The following is a 22,281-nucleotide window of genomic DNA, read 5'->3' as shown; positions in this document are numbered from 1 at the left end:
ATCCAGCTCGGTGGCGCGCGCTTCCAGCAGCTCTTCTTGATAATCATCCATTGCCTGTTCCTCCCACTCGATATGTCAGCAACCGCTCATTACATAAACAAAGAGCATGCCGATCAGGCTAGAGCAGGCAGATGAACGCAAGATGACAAGTTGTCGCGCTACAGAAACCTTAAATGCACCTAAGCACGCCTTACCAGTTACTTGGCAAATACGTAATGCACTTTGTAGTAATCACCACCCGTACATTCGCCTGTAAAAGCCACGGTGCTGCCAGTTGCTTTCGCCTGCATTACAAGCGAGATAAGTGTATTCAACCCAGGCGTCTCTGACTCAACCGCATAGGCGTATGTGGCATTTGGACAAGAGACGGCCCCCCAGCCTGCCGGCTTGGCAGTAAAATAGACTGTTTTTGACTTGGCAGAATACTGAATACGTTCCACTTCGCGATACTGACTCATCTCATCTGCAGCATAGGCAGAACCTACTACAACACAACCAAACAATGCAACGCCAGCCAACCCGCTTCCCAGCCATGAGTTCTTCATTTAGCACTCCCACATAGTAAAACTATCGACATAAAATCTAAATTAATCAATAATTCAGACCCAGAGAAACTTAACTAAAACTGTAACTCACCGGACACCACCCCTTGCTATATATTAAAAATCACCAAACCCACTAAAAAGCAAAGCAGTTACTTAGATTGCAGCGTAAGAATCTTTACAGCCTCCATACTCACCAGCAGAAGACACCGACTCAATTAAAAACCATGCCCACCGCCATCAATGGCATATCTCTTCGCCTCCAAATTAAATACATCCAGCAACACTTACTAAATAAATCATCAGAACCCTACCCCTGAGATACAGGGAGATATTTTTCACACCGCAGCTTAATTAATAAACCTGAATTTAATGGCCACCGACTAACCATAGGAATAGGCCACAATTTTCTTGTACGTAGTCGCGCCCACCTCTATTGACCTTAAGGCGGGATCAGGCGTCCTTGACAGCATAAGCAAAGATTTTATCAGCGAGCTCAAGATCAGAAAGCTCAATTTGGCTCTTCGCACCCTCCATGACATCTAGAAAGTAAAAAAAATCAAATAAATTCTCATACTTTCGACCATTAAATTCAAAACTTACGCACCCTCCTGTTTCCTCTATAGGAAAGAAATTCAGGACTGAGTTAATATTTACAGGCTCCTCAGCATATATTTCTACCACTTCTGATTCATCTCTAATTCCTTGCTCCCTGCAAAATTCACGAAAGCTTCCGCCTTTTCGAAAATAAGCAACCAATTCTACTAGTTTCATGGCTGAGTTTTTTTCCCCCAAATTGACCATCCACCCACCCCTTTAGGATGTAAAGCATCCCAGAATATCCCTCCCGGAATGTCAGGGTGCTGAGTTTTTGGAACGAGACGCATAACACCCTCAGATAGTTCATGATGCCAAACCCATCCTGCCGGTGACTTTCCTATAATTGACCCAGCAGATGATCTTGGAATACTAACACCTAACTTTTCCATATGCGCAGCTAATCCTATATCAGCTTGAATTGCAGCATCAAGAGCAAAATTTGCTTCTTTGAAGTGTAAATATCGAGTTACTCCGGGGTAGGATGCAGGACTCAAGATAGTTTCAAAGGCTATGCTATAAGCTCGTCCATCTGGAACTGCTGTTAGTGGAATAGCAGGAACATCAGTTAAGCGCATAGGGTTTTGAGCTACTTTCACTAATGTGCTTGCCTCCCCTGCAAGTGACTTGGCAGGAGCAATCACTGCTCCCAACTTAAGTAATGACGTTGAAGTGAAGCCGGCGACGGTTACAGCCCGATTCGAAGCAGGCAACGTACTTAGCGCCTTCATGGTATCGTCTTTTAGGCTTGCAGATTTAAAGCTGGCAATAGAACTGTTTACGTACCCATTAAATGAGTTAATGGTTCTCTGACTGACAAGCTGGCTACCAAGACTGAAGTTCGAAACCTTGCCCGATACGGATGAGAATGCGCTCTTTATTGAATTGGTTACCCCCCAGTCCAAGGGGTTCCACCACACATACCCGCTTGGATCAGTCCCGCTAAACGGCGAGTTAAAGCCATAGGCATAGCGGTTGAACATCTGCGCATTCGTAGCGTCCTGATAGACGATATCGGCGCTAAGGAAGCGTCCCAGCGCGGGGTCATAGATCCGGCCGTTCATATGGATCAGGCTGCTTTCTTCCAGGTGCTCATGACCAGTAAAGCCGCGGCGGCTTTCCTGCATGGGGGCGGCGTTATTCGACCAGTCGGCGCCACGGCGACCACCGAAGGGCGCATAGGCCAGACGCTCCAGCACCTGCCCCTGTGCGTCGAGCACAACGTCTACCGAACCCAGCTGGTCATTGAGCTTGTACTTGAGGCTGCTGGTGTCGTTGCTCAGGGTCTTCTGGTGTTGCAGGTAGCCGCTGGCGTAGGTGTTCTGCAGCACCTGGCCGTTGGCATGTACCTCCTCAAACTGCCCTTCATCGAGGTAGTAGGTAGTGCGCGCCGAAGTGCTCTGGTAGAAGCGCTTGCGGTCGGGGTCGTAGCGGAACTCACTGGTCTGGCCGTTGTGCGTGATCACCAGCGGTTTGTTGTCGACGCTGTAGCTGATACTGCGGTTTGGCCCGGCGATCTGGTTGCCACGAGCGTCGTAGCAATAGGCACCCTGACTGCTTTGCAAGGCCGCATGCGGGCCTGGCTGAGCCACAGCGCCAAGTGCGGTGCAACTGGCTTGGGCGCTGGCGTCGTACTGGGCGTAATTGACCGCGCCAATATCTGGGGTGCTAAGCAGGTTACCGAGGACGTCGTACGCATAGCTGTCGACCTGAGTGGTGCTGCCCAGCTGGCGCTGACTGGCGCTCAGGCGCTGCAGGGCGTCATAGTCGAAATGCTCGCGATAGCCGCCGCGCAGGTCTTCACGACTGGTCAGCAAACCGATTGGATCGTAGCTATAGCGCAGTTGCTGCAACACGCCTGCACTGCCACTGCTGTCGAGCTCTTTGAGCCCACCATTAGCATCGTCGTAGCGGTAGTCGCTAACCACACCATTGCCGTAGCTGACACGCGTATTCTGTCCACGCGGGTTTTGCGCCTCGATGCTGCGGTAAATCTGGCTGCCATCCAGGCTGCTTTCACCTTCCAAATAACCTTGAGCGTTGTAGCGCAGTCGCAGGCCGAAACCGGACGCCCAGGTGGTGGTAAGCGGACGACTGAAAGCATCGTAGCCATAGCTGGTGGTGTAGTTTTTACTCTCTCCGCCAACCGTGATGTCGGTGCCACGCGCTTGCAAGCGGCCCAGACTGTCATAGACATAACCCTGCACAAAGCTGCCGTCGGCTTTGAACAACCCTGTCAGCTTGCCAATAGCCTTGTTCCCAGAGTCATAGGCCCAAGTAGAGGCATCGACCTGCTGCTCACCCTGATAGTCCTGGCGGGCAATCAAACGCCCCAGGGCATCATAGCTCTGTGTGGTACCTACACCCGGTGCCAGCACCTCACGCACACGCCCCAGAGCATCGTAGCGGTAGCTCATCAGCCCCGAGTTGGGGTCGTGTTGAGTAATACGGTTGCCTGCCAAATCATAGGTCATGACGACGGCAGTGCGCGGGTCGCTGTTGATCTGGGTGCGTAACAGGTTACCAGCACCGTCGTACTGGTAAGCAATACTGACCGCCTGCGCACTATTGGCCGCATTAGTGCTGAGCACCAGGCGCCCAGCGGCATCATAGTCGCGCACCTCAAGCTGGTTCTCGATCTGCCCTTCACGGCTGAACTGACGCGCTTTACTCAGCCGATTACCGCCACCACTGCGGGTAACATAGGTATTTGTAACCACAGCACCACTGGGTGCTTGCACCTCAATGACGCGATCCAGATCGTCGTAGCTAAATAGACTGGCCAAAGGAGCAGAGCCCGCCGCATAGGGCAGAGTCTCGCGAGTCAGGCGACCAAAAGCATCATATTGCCGGTCAACATACACATCATTACCCGCAAAACCATGTTTGGCCTCACGCAGCTTGCGACCGAGACTGTCGTAGTGCACACGCTGCCAAGGGGCGCCTTGTGTTTGGATGCTGACACGAAAACGCTCGTTGGATAGGCAGATGGCGCTACAACTTTGATACTCGGTAACTTGCTTACTACCGTCCGGATTGCTCTGTGTAAGTAGCCTGCCAAAACCGTCATAGCTGGTGCTTGTGGTCAATCCATTGGGGTCAGTGCTGCTCAACACCTGACCATTTCCGGCATCATAACTGCGTTGGGTGACATGACCCAGAGCGTTGGTCAGCGTTCCAGGGAAACGCTGATACTGATAATTAGACAGTTGTTGCGTTTGGCTACCGGTATTTCCGGTAGTGGTGGTTACGCTAGTAGGGTTACCTTGGGCATCGTAGCTGTAGCTGATGCTCTGCTGCAGTCCAGGATTGCCAGCGAAGCGCACTTCACTAGCCACAGCCAAGGTACCGGCCTGCGGCGTGCGCTGGGTGATTACAGTTTGCGCCGGCGCCCCAGCAGCCTCCAATGTGCGAGTCTCGCTGGTGATGAAGCCCAGCAGCCAGCTATCCATCTGATGCTGGTACTGGCGCACCACCTGACTGCGTTCAACCCAAGCGCCGCCAATACTCGGTCGAGTTTCGGTAGTTTGCGAGAGCATACTACCGGTAGTTGCATCGTAATTAAATTGTTCGACTACTGTTTTTACCGCACTACCATCGAGTTCAAATTGCTCGCTAATGATGCTCTGGGGCGCTACAAACTGCACCTTGCCATCATTCTGCGCCACACTCTGGTAATCAAAATCTCGCCGCGATAACAACTTACCTTTGACGTCGAGACGCTCCTCATATAGAGCACCAATCAGGGGAAACTGTTGTTTGAAGGTACGCGTCAACACACGTTGCCGCGCAGGCTCTTTTATTATCTGAGTGGCAAAGCCTAAGAAACCACGCCCGAGCAAGTTAACTTTTGCATCACGGTACTCATAGAGAGTTTCAGTAAAGCCACCCAAGCCATTACTGCGTTTCAGGCTACTGACCATATCGCGCGAGCCGCGCCAGTTCATCTCCGGAAACGCTGTAGTAGCGCCAACCTGATACAGTACTGGATCGTTGATAGAACCATAGTTTACTTGCGTTTGATTGCCCAAACTATCTGTAATGCTTCTCAACCACTCCGGGCGTTTACGCAACTGCGTATAGGCATGCCAAACATAGTTTCCGTTATATTGGTCAACCAGCAACAGATCATCTTGACCGTCGCCATTAAAATCGCCAATCAAACTATGCTCTGGGCGGTTTAGAGAACCAGAAGGGATATAACGACACTCAGCATCAATCAACCGCACCATAGCATTAATATTATTTTTATACTGTGCGTACTCAGGCGCATTGAGCATAGCAAGCGTTCCCGCTCTAATCGACGCCTTCCAATCTGTACAATTAATTGCCTGCGATGACACACCGGAGACACCCAAGTACTCCGACGCAACGACTGCTGCTAAATCCAGATCTATTTTTTCGAATGACTTCCCAAGAGAACGCAAGACTATATATTTATTCGTCGTCTTTTCTATTAATAATAAATCCTGATACCCATCACCATCGTAGTCCATGGGGCGCGGGATATGATCTTCATTACTGGTGCGAAACACATCATCCGCAAATACATCAGCCGAAACGTCTAAAGCAACACGAGAAAAGTTATCCTTACTTACCAAACCACCTTTATTCAAGTAGGCATAAACACCACCACCCACAGGAACAACAAAATCAGAATTGCCATCACCATTCATATCAAGAACAACTGAGCGCGACACAGGAACATCCAAGTCTTGCTTTACTGCAGAGTTAATATTTCCCGTGCGCGGAATATTAACAATCGAGTAATAAGAGTTATTATTTTTAACATGTGCCGTCAGCAACTGCCAAGTACCATCAGCCAACAGATTGAATCCAGAAAGCCACGGAATATCTGTATTACTTACAGAGACACCGCTCATGCGTAATGTATCCTGAAATTTCACTGACAGATCAGGACGCCCAGCAAACATTCGCCACTGGCCATTAACAGGTAATAGCAAGTCCGCACGACCATCATGGGTAAAATCCAACACTGCTGGTTTTGTTACCGACAATCGCGATCCAGAAAGATTAACAAGACCAGAAAAAGATGTATCAAAACTAAATAGCTCCGCCCCTTCCCAAGAAACCACCTCAGAGTTTCCACCATCGCTGCCCAAAAGCCTCCAACTGAATTTAATGCGATTTTGTGCTAAGCCATCGGCCTGCAAAACCAATATCTCAGACTTTCCGTCTGAATTAGAATCCAATACATTAACTGAAAGAAAATATCGACCCGCCCAATTACCACCAGTACCTTTCCCACCAGTAAGCACTCGAGTGCTTTGTCCTAAACCGTCCTTACTACCAAAGGTTACATTTAACGCCTCCCAATCAGCACTGAGCAAATCGTTAATGCCATCTCCATTCCAATCAAGCAACAAATCATCACCAAGCCAAACACTATTAAACGACTTTATCGCCGTTAGGTTTTTACCTTTATCATCCAACCCAATATTTTCAACACCATACGTAAATTTATTAGCCTCAAGGCACTGCTTCGCCTGACCGCTAGTGGCCGTTGCACAATGCTGTAAAAAACTGATACGCGGCGCAGTAGTATTGGATATTTCGTAACCCAGCACATACTCCCGCTGCGCTCCGCCGCCCGGAGCACTGGTGGTGATCTTTTGTAGCAACTGCTCCAGCCGCAGCTCACCACCAAAGGCATAGCCAGACTTGGTTTGGGAGCGGTCGCGATAAACGAAGTCGATCTGCGCACCGGCATAGCTGATACGTTCAGGCAGTAGGGTGCCCGCTTGCCCCTTGTAGGTGAACTCCACCTTGTTGTTAAAGGCATCACGCATACTGCTCAACTGCCAAGCCTGCACCTTGTCGCTACCAATTGGCACGACACGGCTAGCCAGCGTTTCTCCCAGCACCTGGGTGGTGCCGTCCTTCAGTTGCGCCTCGAAATAAATATCGCTACCACTACCCTTGACCGTGACACGGACAAAGCTCTGCTGCTCGGTGTGATAGACACTGCCTGGCTGCAGCTGAGTACCGCTGACCAACTGCAGGCGCTGTCCGTCTAGGCACAACTTATCAGCACTGCTGCCGTCCGGAGCGCCGCTGAAGCCATCTTGCGCGACGCTGGCGGCACAACGGGAAACAGCACTGATTCCCGCCAGACTCCAACTCGTACCAAGGTAGCCGTCGGCCTGATTATTCGCGTACTGGATCGAAAGGTTCGGCTTGAGCCCGTTGACGCCAGCCGGGAGCGTGAGCGGGTAGCTGTAGGTCAAAGTGCCATCGAGAGAGACATCGACAGAACCTTCGGCAAGCCCTCCGGCACTGGCCGTAAGCGGTTGATCCGAGACGACAGCCTCAGAATCCTGCGCTTGAGCGGTGGAAAACCCCGAAACACCGGCGAGCAGCACCTGATTGCTAACGCCAGCCTTAGTCATCAGCAAGTCGGCCTTGCCATCACCATTTACATCCACCCACCGCAACTGATGGTTACCGGCCTTAGATAGCTCTATGCCGAGCTGCAACGAATTCAGCACCTGCGCTACAGAAGGAACTCCGGTGCTATTGCGAGTAAGCAGCAAACCATCCTGCCCCAGTGCGTCCGGGCGCAGCAATAGATCATCAATGCCATCACCATTGAAGTCCCCAGCCAGCATCGAGAAACCTGCCTCGATCCAGGCTACACGCTTCAAGGTAGCGGCATCCGGCGGGGCCACAACCGTATAGCTTCCATGTGAGCCACTGAGCAACACGACGTCATGATGAGATCGTGGAACAATCAGAGAGGTAATACCGTTGAGCGGCAACACTATGGGCAAAGGTCGCGCCGCTAGGTAAAAGTCCCCGACACCATCGCCGTTATAGTCCCCTTTTAGTACCTTATGGCTATCGGTGGACCACTCAACTGCCAACGCATGAGAGACCAATAAATAGCTCAATACACAGGCCAAGAAAAAGCGAACACAACCGAATCCATTCGTTAGCTTCATGACACCCTCAGAACATGCCCTGCCTCGTAGGCAGGAAAATCCAAAATTTATTGATTTTATAGTTACGCGGCTTGCGCACCTTTAGATATGCAGAATGCTTTTTGCCGCCCACAGACAAGCCGCCCAATCAGCAGCACACTAAATGAGAGGGAAGGGATATCGTGGATAAACCGATAGATATGCCCGTAACCAAAATTAATTTGCAGTTACAAGAACAGATAAGCCATGAAGAAAAATACTGAGGCCTCATGCGATCCCTCGCTAACCGGCGACTGAGTCAAAGGAAAATCATTTTCCGTTTCAAACCAGTTGCGCTGTATAGCAGAGCAAAAATCCCCACTTCAACAGGCCATCAGCATTTGCAGGGAGATAAGCGCACACACACCCAAAAACCAACCTAAAGTTGGCCTACAAGACAACCAAGGGAATTTTGGAAGCAGGCCCTCCCAAGCAACTCAAAAACATACAATATTTTTAGGCAATAAAAAACCCGCTGATATCGCTATCAGCGGGCTTTCTATATGGCGCAGCGGACGGGACTCGAACCCGCGACCCCCGGCGTGACAGGCCGGTATTCTAACCGACTGAACTACCGCTGCATGTCGGTGGACTTTCGTCCGTATAACTCTTGCTTCGTCTGATGCATCAGCCATTACGGCTTCTTCATCTCAACCTGAGCTAACACAGGCTGGAAAATATGGCGCAGCGGACGGGACTCGAACCCGCGACCCCCGGCGTGACAGGCCGGTATTCTAACCGACTGAACTACCGCTGCGCGTCGGTGGACTTTCGTCCGGTTTCACAAGAGTGGTGGGTGATGACGGGATCGAACCGCCGACCCTCTGCTTGTAAGGCAGATGCTCTCCCAGCTGAGCTAATCACCCGCTGCTTGCGAGGCGCGAAATTTACGCAAGGGCCGCACCTAAGTCAACACCCTGCTTCAAGTTTTTCTAAAAAAGTACAAAAAACGCTGCCCTTGCCAGGTGCTATCACAGGGCACGGCGCACCCTTATTGCGCCACCCGCAGACTGAGCCGAGCAGCCACCTTATTGTCTTCGGCGCGATCCAGCCCGGCTTCGGCGATTTGCACACCCTGCTCCTGCAGCACCGTGAACCAACGCAGCAACTGGGCAAAAGGCGCGGGTTGCAGGTTGAGCTGCACGGCGCCGTCGCCAGAGTTGTCCAGGCGTTCGATGGTCAGACCCTGGGTCGCAGCCGTGGCCGTGACCAAGCCTTGCAGCCGCTCCGGATCAATCGCCTGTTGCGGAGTGCTGACCAGATTGCGCGCCGCTGGTGCCTGACTATGCAGGTAGGCATTCAATTCACGCTGTGTTTCAAACGCACTGCGCGCTGCGACCAGGCGCTCCTGAGCCGGTTGCCAGAGCGTTAGATAAAGCAGCAACAGCAGCAGAAACGCGCCCAAGCTGCCAAGCGCGAACTGCTCACGTGGCGCCAATGCCCGCCAGCGTTGCAGCAACAGCGAATTATCCAGCTGCGCGGTAAAGCCTTTACCTTGCGAAACCATACTCATCCTCCGATCACCACGCGTGCGCTGACGCCTGCACCTTCACGGTTGGCGGAACCCAGTTGCACCGCCAGACCACTTTCCTGCAAACGTTCACGCAGACGTTCCAGTTCGGCAAAGCCGGCGGCCTGCACCTGCATGGCCAAATCGCCGCGCACCTCGCTGAAATCCACCTGACTGATCTGCACCTGCCCGCCATCGGCAGCCAGCGCGCCGCTGACCTGAGCCAGCAAGCCGAGCAAGCGGGTTTGTCCACTGCCCGCACCGACCTGCAGATGCTGATCAAACTGCGCACGCAGATTGACCAGCTTGCTGTCCTGCGGGAACAGCTCCTTGTACAACGCGGCGCTGGCGGCGGCGTATTCATCGGCCTGCCGCTGCAGGTGCCAGCCCTGCGCCAGATTGAGGCCCCACTGCAGCACCAACCACATACCCACCAACCCCAACAGTGGCCGCCAGCGTTGCCACTGGCCGTTGCTGCTTTGCACGGCGAACTCGCCCTGCGCCAGGTTGTTGCGCAGCGGCTGCTGAGCCAGCCAGACAAAGGGATCGGCAACCGACATCCGCTCATCCACCGGCTGCGGCACCGAATGCTGCGCATCACACCAGGCCACCTGCGGTTGCACACACAGGGGGCTCAGCTGCGGCCAGTCCTGCGCCTGCAGCGCCATCCGCGTAACATTCTCACCGCCCAGCAACCAGCGACCATGCTGCGACAAGAGCGCAGAACCCGGCCCTGGCAACAGATCGGCATCCACGGCAATCGCCTGCGGCGCTGTGGGGCACAATGCCAACCAACCGGCCAGCCAGCTGCGGCGTACGGCAAATACGCGATGGCGACCATCAGCCAGTTGCTCACCCAACGCCAGGTGCATCAGCTCGACTTCTTCGGCGAGCAGCTCCTCCACCGCAAACGGCAGCGCCTGGCGTAACCAACGGGCTTTGCGCGTCGGCAGAGTGACTGCGCAGGCCGTTACCGCCTCAACGGGCAGCACCAAGGTCCAGCTGGCGCCAAGCTGCGTCTGCGCATCACCAAACGCCAGGGTTTCGCTGAGCCCGTCGGCCACCCACTGCACGGGTAGATCAGCCTGCGCGCCAGCACAGGCGGCGGGCGGCAGAAATACATAGGTCTGACTCATGGTTGCACTTCCTCGACAAGCACTGGCGCCATTGCACCCTGCCCCAAATCACGGGCTAGAACATAAACACGACCATCATTGGCGCGCTGCACGGTGCTGCGCAGAGTCTGCCGGCGCTCGCCGACCGTGACCTCACTCACCACCTGAAAATATTGACTACCCACTGCCAGACCCTGGCTTTGCACCTGCAGGCCGCCGAGCTGAGCGGTAAAGCTCGGTACATCACGATAACCCTCACGGCCTCGCGCGGCGACCAACCCTTGCGCCGTGCTCAGCGGCAGACCTTCAGCCAGGCTGGCCAGCACTCGTGCGCTGGCGGTGTTGACGTTGAGGGTGGCATCCGCCGGTAAAGCGCTGACATAAGGCAACAGGCGTTGGTAATCCGCCTCGTTCATGTCCAGCAGCAGGCGCAGCTCGGACACATCGGCCAGCTCGCGGTTAGCCGCGCGATAAGGCGGCAGCGCCAGCAGATACTGGTTATCTTCGGCACCGTAACCACCGCGGGGCTGGTCATCGGCATCCAGCCAGTCGAGCAGGCGTTCGGCGTAAGGCGTGTCGATCTGCAATCCGAGTAGCAGGCGGCGCAGTTGCCCGAGTGCAGCCTCGTTAGGCTGCCCCTGGCGCAGCAGGCTGTTGAGGTTGAAACGCCCCGTTGGGTCATTGATCTGCACCTGCAGTGTGCCCCCCTCATCCAGGCTGAACGGTGCCTGCGGCTTGGCCCAGATCTCGGCAAGATGATCAATCGGGGCACGTGGATCGCCCTGACGCAGGTCACGCTGCAGGATAGCTTTGGCCAGGGTTTCGCCGCCCAGGGCGTAATGCCAGGCCTGGCGGACGTGCAGCTGGTTAGCGCTGCTGCGGATCGACAATTGCTGGCGGGCGATAATCCCGGCGCTGACCACTGTGACCACCGCCACCACCAGCAAGACGGTGATCAGCGCCATGCCGCGCTGCCGACTCATGAGCGCGGCTCCTCGGGAATATCGCCACCGGGTTCGGCGGGCTCGTCAGGGTTCGGCTCGGGTGCTTGCTGCAGACGCTCTGGCAAACCTTCAGGCAGGCGCAGCATACGGCGCAGATCGCCATAACGGCGATGCTGCAACACCAGCTCAATGGCTTGAGGCAGAACTTTGAGCGCTTCGTCGGGGTTCTTTTCCAACGGCGGCCAACGGGTCTGCCAGGTGCCCTCCTGATCCAGATAGCGCAATTGCACCCGGGTCACCCCATCCAGCGCCTGCTGCACCTGCGGCTGGCTGTCCTGCGCTTGATCCAGCACCGTCCAGTACTGACGCTGCCACTGCTCGCCACTGAGTTGCCAGCGCACCCGCTGCAGACCGGAGCGCGACTGCCCCAAGGGATTGCGCCAGCCACTACGGGTCAGCTCCAGGGCTGGGTTATCGAGGTCTTCACCGAGCAAGGCGGCGCGTGGATCACCAAAGGGATCACGCGAGGGCCTGGCCTGCACCTGCAGCACATCACGCTCGAATGCGGCCATGGCGCGCACCAGCTCGCGCAATTGCAGTTCATGGGCGCGGGTGACCTTGTCGGTTTGCAATACGCTGTCGAGCATGCGGTAGGTGCCCAACCCCAACAACGCAAAGATGGCGATGGCGATCAGCAATTCGAGCAGGGTAAAACCGCGTGCGGCCCTCATTGCATCACCCCGAGAAAACCATTCAGGCTGACCACCGAACGCTCGCGCACATCGCCGCCCGAACGCCCCTGTTCGGCGGGCGCAACCCACAGGGTGACGCGGCGCATATCCGCCTCGCTGGTGGCCTGCACCTCGCTTTGCCACTGCCAGCGCCGCCCGGCGAAGTCCACCTCACCCTGGTCGCGGCCATCAGCAACCGGGGTCTTCGACAACTGCAACTCTGCCAGCTGGTTGTCGGCGATCCACATGGCCAGGGTCTTTTCTTCCAACCGCGAGGCGGTTTGCAGGCTGCGCGCGCTAGCGGTCAATACGCTGGCGGCGACCAAGGCGAAAATTGCCAAAGCAACCAGCACCTCCAGCAGGGTAAAGCCGCCCACGCGCCTCATCGTTTGCGCCCTGCCGGCTGCTCGCTCTCAACCTTGGGCAATTGGAAACCATCGCTAACCAATTGCAGGCGCAGCCCATCGGCGCGGCGCTCGGCCAGGCGCAAACGAAACGGGCTGATTTCCCCGCTCGACAGCAACAACAACTGCGGCGTCAGTGCGCCTTTGCTGGGTTCTTCACCCTCTGGCAGCGGCAACTCCAGCGCCGCGCCTTCCAGCTCGACACTCAGCTCGGCCCAGCCCGGCAGCTTATGGGACTTGGCCGACAAGGCCTGCCAACTCTGTTTCGCTGAGTCATAACGCAGCACTTGATAGGCCTCGCGACTGAGCAGCAGGCCGTATTCCTGGTTGTCCAGCACCGCTTCCTCGGCCAGCACACCAATCAATCCGGCCAACCGTTCAGCTTCGTTATGCAACTCGCGTCCAGGGCCGGCGATACCCACACTGAGCACGGCAATACCGATCAGGCTGCCGAGAATCACCAGCACCACCAGCAGTTCGATCAGGGTAAAGCCCCCAGCCTGGCTCGGTTGCTGGCGCATGAAGATCAGAGGTCCCAGTTACCGATATCGGTATCCTGATCGCTGCCGCCTTCCTTGCCGTCGGCGCCCAGCGAATACAGGTCGAAAGCCCCCTTGGTGCCCGGCGCCAGGTATTGATAGACGTTGCCCCACGGATCGACCGGCAGGCGCTTGAGGTAGCCGTCGCGGTTCCAGTTCTTCGGCTGCGGGTTGCCAGAAGGTTTCTTCACCAGCGCTTCCAATCCCTGCTGGGTGCTGGGGTAGCTGTGGTTGTCGAGCTTGTACATATCCAGCGCGGCGGCCACGGCTTTGATATCGCCTTTGGCCACGGTGACCTTGGCTTGATCGGGCCGGCTCATTACCTGTGGCACCACCAACGCGGCGAGGATGCCGAGAATGACTACCACCACCATGATTTCGATCAGCGTAAAACCGGATTGACGCTTGTTCACTGCTTACCCCACCAACTGATTGAGAGACAGAATCGGCAGCAGAATGGCCAGTACGATCACCAGCACCACCGCCCCCATAAAGACCAGCATAAAGGGCTCGAACAGCCCCACCAGCAGCGCCACTTGGGCACCCAGATCGTTTTCCTGATTGCGCGCCGTGCGTGCCAGCATCTGGTCGAGTTCACCCGAGCGTTCGCCGCTGGCAATCATGTGCAGCATCATCGGCGGAAACTGGCCGCTGGCCTCCAGGGCGCGGGTCAGGCTGCCGCCCTCGCGCACCTTTTGTGCGGCAATCACCACCTCAGCGCGAATCACCCGGTTGGCGATCACCTGCGCGCCGATGCCCAGCGCTTCCACCAGCGGCACACCGCTGCGGGTCAGAATCGCCAAGGTTGAGGCGAAGCGTGCGCAGTCGGTGGCGCGAATCAAGCGGCCCGCTAACGGAATACGCAGCAGCAGGCCATGCCAGCGCGCCTTGAGTGCATCGTCACGCAACGCCCAGCGCAGGGCGAAGACACCCAGCACACTGAGCAACACCGCCAGCCAACCCCAAGCTTTGACCCAATCGCTCAGAGTGATCAGGCCGCGCGTCAGCGCCGGCAGGGTTTGCCCGGAATCGACAAACACCCGCACCACGTCCGGCACCACATAGCCGAGCAGGAAGCCGACGATCAGCAACGAGGCGCACATCAGAATCAGCGGATAGAGCAGCGCCAACTGGATTTTCTGCCGTGACTGCTGGCGTTGTTCGGTGTAGTCGGCCAGTTGCTCCAACACCGGACCGAGATGACCGGCATGCTCACCTGCCGCCACGGTGGCGCGGTACAGCTCGGGAAAGGCCGAGGGGAACTCTTTCAGGCTGCTGGCCAGGTCATGGCCTTCCAGCACGCGGGCACGCACGGCCAGCAGCATGCTTTGAATACGTGGCGCAGTGGCTTGCGCGGCGGCCGCACGCAGGGCTTCCTCAATCGGCAAAGCGGCCTGCACCAAGGTGGCCAACTGGCGGGTGATCAGCGCCAGATCGCGCGCCGAAATGCCCCGGTTAAAACTGAAGTGCGAGCCCGCCCCGGCATTTTCCCGTGTGCGCGTGGCTTTGACGTCCAGCGGGGCCAGCTGCCGCTCACGCAGTATCTGCCGCACCTGGCGTGCGCTGTCGGCTTCCAGCACGCCTTTCTGCTGGCGGCCTTTGCCATCGAGGGCAAGGTATTCGAAGGCGGCCACGCGCTATTCCTCTCGCGTCACGCGCAACACTTCCTCGACCGTGGTCGCCCCTTCCAGCACCTTGCGCCGGCCATCTTCACGGATGCTCGGGCCGAGGGTACGGGCGTGACGGGTCATGTCCTGCTCGGAGGCGGCATTGTGAATCAGCGTGCGCAGGTGGTCATCGAACACCACCAACTCGTAGATGCCGGTGCGGCCACGGTAACCCTGCTGATGGCACTCGGCGCAGCCACGGGCGTGAAACAAGGTCGGCGGATGTGCGAACGGTACGCCGAGCAAGGTGCACTCGGCTTCATCGGCTTGATACGCCTCTTTGCAATGCGGGCACAGCACCCGCACCAGACGCTGGGCCAGCACGCCGAGCAAGGACGACGACAGCAGAAACGGCTCGATGCCCATGTCCACCAGACGGGTAATCGCACCGATGGCGCTGTTGGTGTGCAGGGTCGAGAGCACCAGGTGGCCGGTCAGCGAGGCTTGCACGGCGATTTCAGCGGTTTCCTTGTCGCGGATCTCGCCGACCATCACCACGTCCGGGTCTTGGCGCAAAATCGCCCGCAGGCCACGGGCAAAGGTCATGTCGACCTTGGTGTTGACCTGGGTCTGGCCGATACCTTCGAGGTGATATTCGATCGGGTCTTCAACGGTGAGGATATTGCGCGTGCGGTCATTCAGGCTGACCAGGCTGGCGTAAAGGGTGGTGGTCTTACCCGAACCGGTCGGCCCGGTGACCAGCAGAATACCGTGGGGTTTGCGTACGGTGGCTTCCATCAGATCACGGTCACGCGCGCTCATGCCCAGGTGTTGCAGGTTGAGGCGGCCGGCTTGTTTATCCAGCAAACGCAGCACCACCCGCTCGCCATTGGCCGAGGGCAGAGTCGAAACCCGCACATCGACTTCACGGCCACCGACTTTCAGGGAAATACGGCCGTCCTGCGGGATGCGTTTCTCAGCAATATCCAGCCGCGCCATGACCTTGATCCGCGAGACCAGCAGAGCTGCCAGCTCGCGCTTGGGTTCGAGCACTTCACGCAGTACGCCATCGACGCGAAAGCGCACCACCAGGCGTTTTTCAAAGGTTTCCAGGTGAATGTCAGACGCGTTTTCCTTGATCGCCTCACCGAGGATGGCGTTGATCAAGCGGATGATCGGTGCGTCGTCTTCCTGCTCAAGCAGGTCTTCGGTTTCCGGCACCTGCTCGGCCAATGCTGCCAGGTCCAGGCTGCCACCGATGTCTTCGGCCAATTGCATGGACGCCGAGTCATGTTGATACGCCTGCCCCAGCGCCTGCTCAAAGGCCTCAAGGGTCATGGCGTGCAGCGGCAGGCGCACGCCAACAAACCGCTGTGCTTCGGCCAACGCCACCAGTTCCACACCCGGGCGATAGGCCAGGCTCGGCAGCCCGTTGGCGCTCAACAGCACCACCCCATGGCGCTTGGCAAAACTAAACGGCAAACGCCGAACAGGAGCTTCGGTTAGCAACGCATTCATTCGTAACATGCCTTTGTCACAGTAACCGAAGCAGCGCCGCAGGACGCCAAATGCACAACAGCAAGCCAGGGCTCTGTGAATTAATAGTTGTAAGTAGCAGGATTTAGCAGGAAAACCGCGCGCTATCTTTAGCACATTGATCAGAACGACACACTACCCCAACGGGGGGCTGTCAAACTCCTGGCAAGTGTCTATGATCAGGGCGCGATCCACGCCACATAATAATAAGTTCTGGAGTGACGCCCCTTGCCCCTTTTGGCTTCCCAACGCTGGCTGCAGCGCCATGCCACCACCCTGGTGGGACTTGCGCTGGTGACCGTCATGAGCTTCAGCCTGGCCTGGCAAAGTGCCGAGTGGCTACGCCTGCTGCGCACCCCGGCAAAGACAGCTGAAACCTCGGCGCACACCGCGCAAACCGCCGCACAACCCACTGAAATCGGCCAGCTGTTCGGCACCAGCAGCGTGACCAGCGACAGCCCCGCCCCCAATACCGACCTGCGCCTGACGCTGCTGGGCAGCTTCGTGCATGCCGACCCGCAGCGTTCCAGCGCGATTATTCGCAGCGAAGGCAGCAGCGCTCAGCGTTACACCATCAACAGTGAAATCAGCAGCGGCGTTCGCCTGCATGCGGTAGCCGCCGACCGCGTCGAGTTATTGCGCAATGGCCGCCGTGAAAGCCTCAGCTTCCCCCTCAGCGCTCTGGCGACGAGCAGCTTGCCAAGCAGTGTAAGCGAGACCTCAACAGACCCACTGGAACAGCTCAGCGAGCTGCAATCCGATGACCTGATTCAGCTGCGCGAACGCATGGATGCCCTGCGCCAGCAGATGCAGGCCTCCGACAGTGTGCCGGACACCCCAGAACCCACCGATTTGCCAACGGAAACCAACTGACACGATGACCCCGACTCTTTCGCGCCTTACCTTCGCTCTGTTGGCTGCGGGCCTGGCTTGCAGCCCACTGCCGCTGATTGCTGCCGTGACTGCTGTGGCGCCCAGCGCCAGCCAGCAGGAGGAAAGCTGGACCATCAACCTCAAGGGTGCCGATATCCGCGAGTTTATCGACCAGGTGGCGCAGATCAGTGGACAGACCTTTGTCGTCGATCCGCGGGTCAAGGGCCAGGTCAGTGTGGTGTCAAACAGCCCGCTGACGCTGACCGAGGTGTATCAGCTGTTTCTCTCGGTGATGGCCACCCACGGCTTCAGCGTAATCACCCAGGGCGACCAAGCGCGCATCGTGCCCAACGCCGAGGCCAAGGCCGATGCGGACGCCGGGCGCAACGCACCAGACCGCCTGGAAACCCGACTGATTCAGGTACAGCATGGCTCGGCCACCGAACTGATTCCGCTGATCCGCCCACTGGTGCCGCAATACGGTCATTTGGCCGCCATCACCACAGCCAACGCGATCATCATCAGCGACCGTACCGCCAACATTGAACGCATCGAAGACCTGCTGCGCCAGCTCGATCAGAAAGGCCAGCATGATTACAGCGTGCTCAACCTGCAGCATGCCTGGGTCATGGACACCGCCGAAGTGCTGCGCAATGCCGTGGATCGTGGCCAGGCCAAGGGCGCGTCCGGCACTCAGGTGATTGCCGACGGCCGCACCAACCGCCTGATTCTGCTCGGCCCACCGGCAGCACGGGCCAAGCTGGTGGCCATGGCCCAATCACTGGATACGCCCACCAGCCGCTCGGCCAATACCCGGGTGATTCGGCTGCGCCATGGCGATGCCAAGAGCCTGGCGGAAACCCTCGGCGAGATTTCCGAGAAGCTCAAACCAGAAGCCGGTGGCGAAACCACCGGCAAACCGCAGACCATCCTGATCCGCGCCGACGAAAGCCTCAACGCCCTGGTGCTGCTGGCTGAACCCGATGTGGTGGCGACCCTGGAAGACATCGTGCGCCAGCTGGATGTACCGCGCGCGCAGGTTATGGTAGAGGCAGCGATTGTCGAAGTCTCCGGCGATATCACCGACGCCCTCGGTGTGCAGTGGGCCGTGGATGGCCGCGGCAGTACCGGTGGCCTGGGCGGAACCAACTTCAGCGGCACAGGATTGTCTGTGGGCCGTGTATTACAAGCCATTCAGGACAGCGGCAGCGACACTGATAACAACACCCTGGCCAACCTGCCGGATGGCGCCATCATCGGCCTGGGCACAGACAGTTTCGGGGTACTGATTACTGCGCTGTCGGCAAATAGCAAAAGCAATCTACTGTCCACGCCCAGCTTGCTGACGTTGGATCACCAGAAAGCGGAAATTCTGGTCGGGCAGAACGTGCCCTTCCAGACCGGTTCCTTCACCACCAGCGGTTCGGGCGCGGACAACCCTTTCACTACCATTGAGCGCCAGGACATCGGCGTTACCCTCAAGGTCACCCCGCACATTAACGAAGGGGCAAGCTTACGCCTGGAGATCGAGCAGGAAATCTCCTCCATTGCCCCCACCAGCCAGGGCGTCAATGCGGTTGACCTGATCACCAACAAACGCTCGATCAAGAGCACCATCCTCGCCGAAAACGGCCAAGTCATTGTGCTCGGCGGGCTGATTCAGGATGACGTCACCCAGGCCGACTCCAAAGTGCCGTTGCTGGGTGACATTCCATTGGTGGGAGCACTGTTTCGTTCGACCAAGGAAACCCGCATCAAGCGCAACCTGATGGTCTTTCTGCGCCCGACCGTGGTGCGCGATGGCGCCGGCCTGGCCGCGCTCTCCGGGAAGAAATACAGCGATATCCGGGTACTCGGTGATGTGCGCGAGGATTACCGCCCCGGCATCCTGCCGAGCAATCCGGATCACCTGTTCGACAAGGCCGAGCCCGGCGCTATCGACCTGCGCGAGTAACCTCTCGGCCGCACGCACAGAGCAGCACCGCAATAAAAAAGGCCTCGGTATCCACCGAGGCCTTTTGCTTTAGCGCGACTAACGCTTATTTGTCTTCGTTACGCTGGTGCTTGAAGAACACCCCGTTATCGCCGAACGCCGACGCGACAAAGGCCGAAGTCAGCTCCATTTCGCCAATCTTCACCGCACTGTTGCGCCGTTGAGCGGCGTAATTGCGGCTGATCGACGGAATGATCGAGGTCTTGATCTCCATCGACGTGGCGTACACGTCATAGACCTTGGTACCGGCATTGAGGGTCAGCAGGTCCGCACGGAAGTCATGTGCGGTGCTGGCGAAACGATTGCGCAGCTCGGTGCGCGGCACAAAGTAAATCTGCGTCGGTGCCTTGGGTTTGGCCACGGTGGCGCCGGCCTGGGTGACTTCTGCCATGTCGTTGAGCAGCAGCAGTGTCGGCTTGAGGCTCACCGCCGAGAACAGAATGGTCGTGCCCAGGGTGTCGTTGGCTTCCGGCACCACGTACTGCGACAGCTCGTTGGCGAAGAAGTTATGGTTACCGCCCTGCCCGCTCAGGGTGTAGAGGGCGGACACGTTCTCTGACGGTTTACCATCGACAAAGGCCTTCCATGCCAGGCCCGGGGCGAAGCCGCGATCGGCGGGATCACCGGTAACCGACAAGCGCAGCAGGCCGTTGTCAGAGCCCTGGAACAGCCCACTGTAGGGGTTGTTCGGCACTGCGACGAACTTCACCTTGGCCATCACGCCATGGGGATGAATTGGCTTTTCATAACCCGCTGGGGCTACGTCACTGCGGACCTTGACCTTGTTCCAGAGGATCGAGCCAATCAGCCCGCCCACATTCACTGGCTGCAACGCTGGCAGTTTGTCCGGCGCATATTGCGTGCGCAGCGCACCGTTGACCCAGAGGTTTTCCTGCTTGTTGGCCCCTGGCCAGCTTTCATAATCCGCGGGGATATTCAGGCCCCAGGGTTTGAAGGCGTTCTCCACCCCAACCAGGCTGGCCTGCAGCTGCGGATTGTGACGGCGCAACACATCGACCATGGTGGTGTGTTCGACCCAATCGATCCCTTCCGGGGTGTACACCTCAGGGCGATAGTCCTTGGTGTAGAAGCGGTCAGTCATCAGGCGGCGCGAGGCGTTCATGATGAAGATCTGGAACGCCGTTTCGCCGAAGGCAAAACCTTCCGGCCGCACGGTTTCGGCCAGCATGCCCACCAGGGTGTCGATGCGCTCGATGTTGTTGCCATAGATGCGTTTGAGTTCAGCCAGGGTCGCGGCGTCTTTGGTCAGGTCCTCGAACTTGGTGATCGGCTTAAGGCCGATCTGCCGGCGGAATTCGTTATAACGCGGCACGCCGCGCTCACGGTCACGCAGCACGTCGATGGTGGCCAGGTCGATATCACCCACCAGCGGCATCGACAGGTTACGCAGGAAGTTCGGGTAGTTGTTCAGCGTCAGCGAACCTGGGTTGGTGATGCCGAAGGAGTACCACAGGCGCTCCGGACGCTCATCGTTAAGCAGGTTTTCGGCATCACGATCGCGAGTGTTCTGCAGGGCGATGGTGCGCGCCACCTGGTTGGAGCCGATGTCATACACCTGCACGTTGTCACGCATCAGCGGGTGCATGCGGTACACCGCGACGAACTCTTCGGTGAGAGTGAACGGTACGCCGTAGTTGTTTGGTGCGGTAGAGCCGACGATGCCGGTCAGGGCGTGGTCGATGGCGCTGTTACCCACGCCTGGCGCTACGTTCGGGTCGAAACCGAGGATGCGTTTGACGAAAGAATCGGACTTGGCCAAGTCCGCTTGCAGCATGCGCACTTCGGCCTGGAAGTCGTCACGCGGGCCGCCCTGGCCGAGCAGACCCCACCAGTTGGAGTACATGGCGCGCTCGGTGATCGGGTTGGCAATCACCGCCGGGGTCCACTCCACAGTATGGATCTTGGCCATCAGTGCCGAGTTGATCAGCCGCGCGCGGTCATACAGCCACTGATCGCTCTGCGTCGGGTACTTCTGCTTGAGTTTGCTGGCGATGGCGTTGTGTTCAAGGGTGAACAGCTGATGCAGCATGCTCAGCCCCACCCACCAGTTCTCGTTGAACCCGGTTACCGGCTTGCCGCTGAGCAGCTCGCTGGGCAGAGTGCCGTTGGCATTGACCTTGAGCTTACCGTCGACAAACGCGCGCACCTTGTCGTTGGTAGCCTTGTTGCTGCCGTACAGCTGCGAGCCGTCCCACCAGTGGGTGTTGTGGTTGCGGTAGGTCTGCGGCTTGCCAGCATCGGCGCTGCTGCGGCTCGGGTCCGGCTGGGTGCGCTTGACGGACATGCTGCCACTGCCCAGTACATCGCCCGGCGGCAACGGGAACTGGATCGGGTCGGCATCGGCATTCGGGCCGTGATCGAACCAGTCGTGCACCATAAATTGAATCCAGGCCGCAGCAATAAAGTTAAGACTCGGGGCCGGCTTGAACTCCTCGCGCGCCATCAGCAGGTTACTCACCTCACGCGGGTTGGGGCTGAGCAGTGTGCTGGTTTCGCCATGGGTGACCGCCGGGTTGACGTTGCGACCAAAGCGCCGGTACACCGAACCCTCGGCCGGGTTGCTGAGAATGTTACAGGTGCCATCCTCGGTGCGCGCCGCCAGGCTACGCGCATCGCAGGTGATGTTGGCGTTGTAGCCCGCGTAATTTTCGACATCGAAGAGGTTGTTCTCGAACAAGGCCTGGCGTTCGACCGCCAGCACCAGCAGCCCCGAGACGACGCCCAGCGTTCCCAGCTTGGTCAAAGCTGGCCAAGTGACCCATACCGACATGGCTAATGCTCCCGTTTTTATTGTTGTACGGACAATGCGGCTACCGACATAGCAGCGCAGGATCAAGCCTATTGGCCGGCCAGGTACAACGCCCCCCTCCCGCGGAGGGGTGGCGGCCA

15 protein-coding genes and 3 tRNA genes are annotated in these 22,281 nt (G+C 57.6%); 2 read left to right on the top strand and 16 right to left on the bottom strand.

Going from position 1 to position 22,281, the window contains the following annotated elements:
* Positions 1–197 precede the first annotated feature (197 nt).
* From DBR00_RS20565 to gspE, 15 genes are all read right to left on the bottom strand, one after another.
* Positions 198–545: a hypothetical protein gene (locus DBR00_RS20565; RefSeq protein ID WP_146180704.1), complete on the bottom strand. Its 348-nt coding sequence runs from the start codon at positions 543–545 to the stop codon at positions 198–200.
* A gap of 450 nt (positions 546–995) precedes the next feature.
* Complete coding sequence (locus DBR00_RS17070) at positions 996–1,316, bottom strand: hypothetical protein (protein WP_108486119.1); 321 nt, start codon at positions 1,314–1,316, stop codon at positions 996–998.
* A complete protein-coding gene (locus tag DBR00_RS17065; RefSeq protein WP_108486120.1) occupies positions 1,313–8,101 on the bottom strand; it encodes an RHS repeat-associated core domain-containing protein in 6,789 nt (2,262 codons plus the stop codon). Before DBR00_RS17065 ends, DBR00_RS17070 begins: the two co-directional genes overlap by 4 nt.
* A 522-nt stretch (positions 8,102–8,623) precedes the next feature.
* Positions 8,624–8,700, bottom strand: a tRNA-Asp gene (locus DBR00_RS17060).
* Positions 8,701–8,799: 99 nt separating this feature from the next.
* Positions 8,800–8,876, bottom strand: a tRNA-Asp gene (locus DBR00_RS17055).
* Positions 8,877–8,909: 33 nt separating this feature from the next.
* Positions 8,910–8,985: transfer RNA gene (locus tag DBR00_RS17050), tRNA-Val, on the bottom strand.
* A 125-nt stretch (positions 8,986–9,110) separates the two neighbouring features.
* Complete coding sequence (locus tag DBR00_RS17045; protein WP_108486121.1) at positions 9,111–9,632, bottom strand: type II secretion system protein M; 522 nt, start codon at positions 9,630–9,632, stop codon at positions 9,111–9,113.
* Positions 9,629–10,765, bottom strand: a complete 1,137-nt coding sequence (gene gspL, locus DBR00_RS17040) for a type II secretion system protein GspL (protein WP_108486122.1) — start codon at positions 10,763–10,765, stop codon at positions 9,629–9,631. Before gspL ends, DBR00_RS17045 begins: the two co-directional genes overlap by 4 nt.
* Positions 10,762–11,727 (bottom strand): type II secretion system minor pseudopilin GspK, encoded by a 966-nt coding sequence (gene gspK / locus DBR00_RS17035; RefSeq protein WP_108486123.1) that lies wholly within the window; start codon positions 11,725–11,727, stop codon positions 10,762–10,764. Before gspK ends, gspL begins: the two co-directional genes overlap by 4 nt.
* Positions 11,724–12,419: a type II secretion system minor pseudopilin GspJ gene (gspJ, locus tag DBR00_RS17030; protein ID WP_108486124.1), complete on the bottom strand. Its 696-nt coding sequence runs from the start codon at positions 12,417–12,419 to the stop codon at positions 11,724–11,726. Before gspJ ends, gspK begins: the two co-directional genes overlap by 4 nt.
* A complete protein-coding gene (gene gspI / locus DBR00_RS17025) occupies positions 12,416–12,805 on the bottom strand; it encodes a type II secretion system minor pseudopilin GspI (RefSeq protein ID WP_108486125.1) in 390 nt (129 codons plus the stop codon). The genes gspJ and gspI overlap by 4 nt, the downstream gene beginning before the upstream one ends.
* Entirely contained in the window at positions 12,802–13,344 is a 543-nt protein-coding gene (gene gspH, locus DBR00_RS17020; protein ID WP_108486126.1) for a type II secretion system minor pseudopilin GspH, read from the bottom strand. The genes gspI and gspH overlap by 4 nt, the downstream gene beginning before the upstream one ends.
* 5 nt (positions 13,345–13,349) lie before the next feature.
* A complete protein-coding gene (gene gspG, locus DBR00_RS17015; RefSeq protein WP_108486127.1) occupies positions 13,350–13,775 on the bottom strand; it encodes a type II secretion system major pseudopilin GspG in 426 nt (141 codons plus the stop codon).
* 3 nt (positions 13,776–13,778) lie between these two features.
* Positions 13,779–14,996: a GspF family T2SS innner membrane protein variant XcpS gene (gene xcpS / locus DBR00_RS17010; protein WP_108486128.1), complete on the bottom strand. Its 1,218-nt coding sequence runs from the start codon at positions 14,994–14,996 to the stop codon at positions 13,779–13,781.
* Positions 14,997–14,999: 3 nt separating this feature from the next.
* A complete protein-coding gene (gene gspE / locus DBR00_RS17005) occupies positions 15,000–16,496 on the bottom strand; it encodes a type II secretion system ATPase GspE (protein ID WP_256583060.1) in 1,497 nt (498 codons plus the stop codon).
* A 237-nt stretch (positions 16,497–16,733) separates the two neighbouring features.
* Here gspE and DBR00_RS17000 point away from each other — a divergent pair, with 237 nt between their 5' ends.
* Both DBR00_RS17000 and gspD read left to right on the top strand, forming a co-directional pair.
* Positions 16,734–17,378 (top strand): type II secretion system protein N, encoded by a 645-nt coding sequence (locus DBR00_RS17000; protein WP_108486130.1) that lies wholly within the window; start codon positions 16,734–16,736, stop codon positions 17,376–17,378.
* Positions 17,379–17,382: 4 nt separating this feature from the next.
* Positions 17,383–19,332: a type II secretion system secretin GspD gene (gspD, locus tag DBR00_RS16995; RefSeq protein WP_108486131.1), complete on the top strand. Its 1,950-nt coding sequence runs from the start codon at positions 17,383–17,385 to the stop codon at positions 19,330–19,332.
* A gap of 85 nt (positions 19,333–19,417) precedes the next feature.
* On the opposite strand, the gene DBR00_RS16990 is transcribed toward gspD, so the two are convergent.
* Complete coding sequence (locus tag DBR00_RS16990) at positions 19,418–22,162, bottom strand: peroxidase family protein (protein ID WP_108486132.1); 2,745 nt, start codon at positions 22,160–22,162, stop codon at positions 19,418–19,420.
* Positions 22,163–22,281 lie beyond the last annotated feature (119 nt).

The organism is Pseudomonas sp. HMWF032 (assembly GCF_003060885.1).
Taxonomy (GTDB): Bacteria; Pseudomonadota; Gammaproteobacteria; order Pseudomonadales; family Pseudomonadaceae; genus Aquipseudomonas.
The sequence above is the reverse complement of the archived record's forward strand: the minus strand, read 5'-3'. Positions and strand labels throughout refer to the sequence as shown.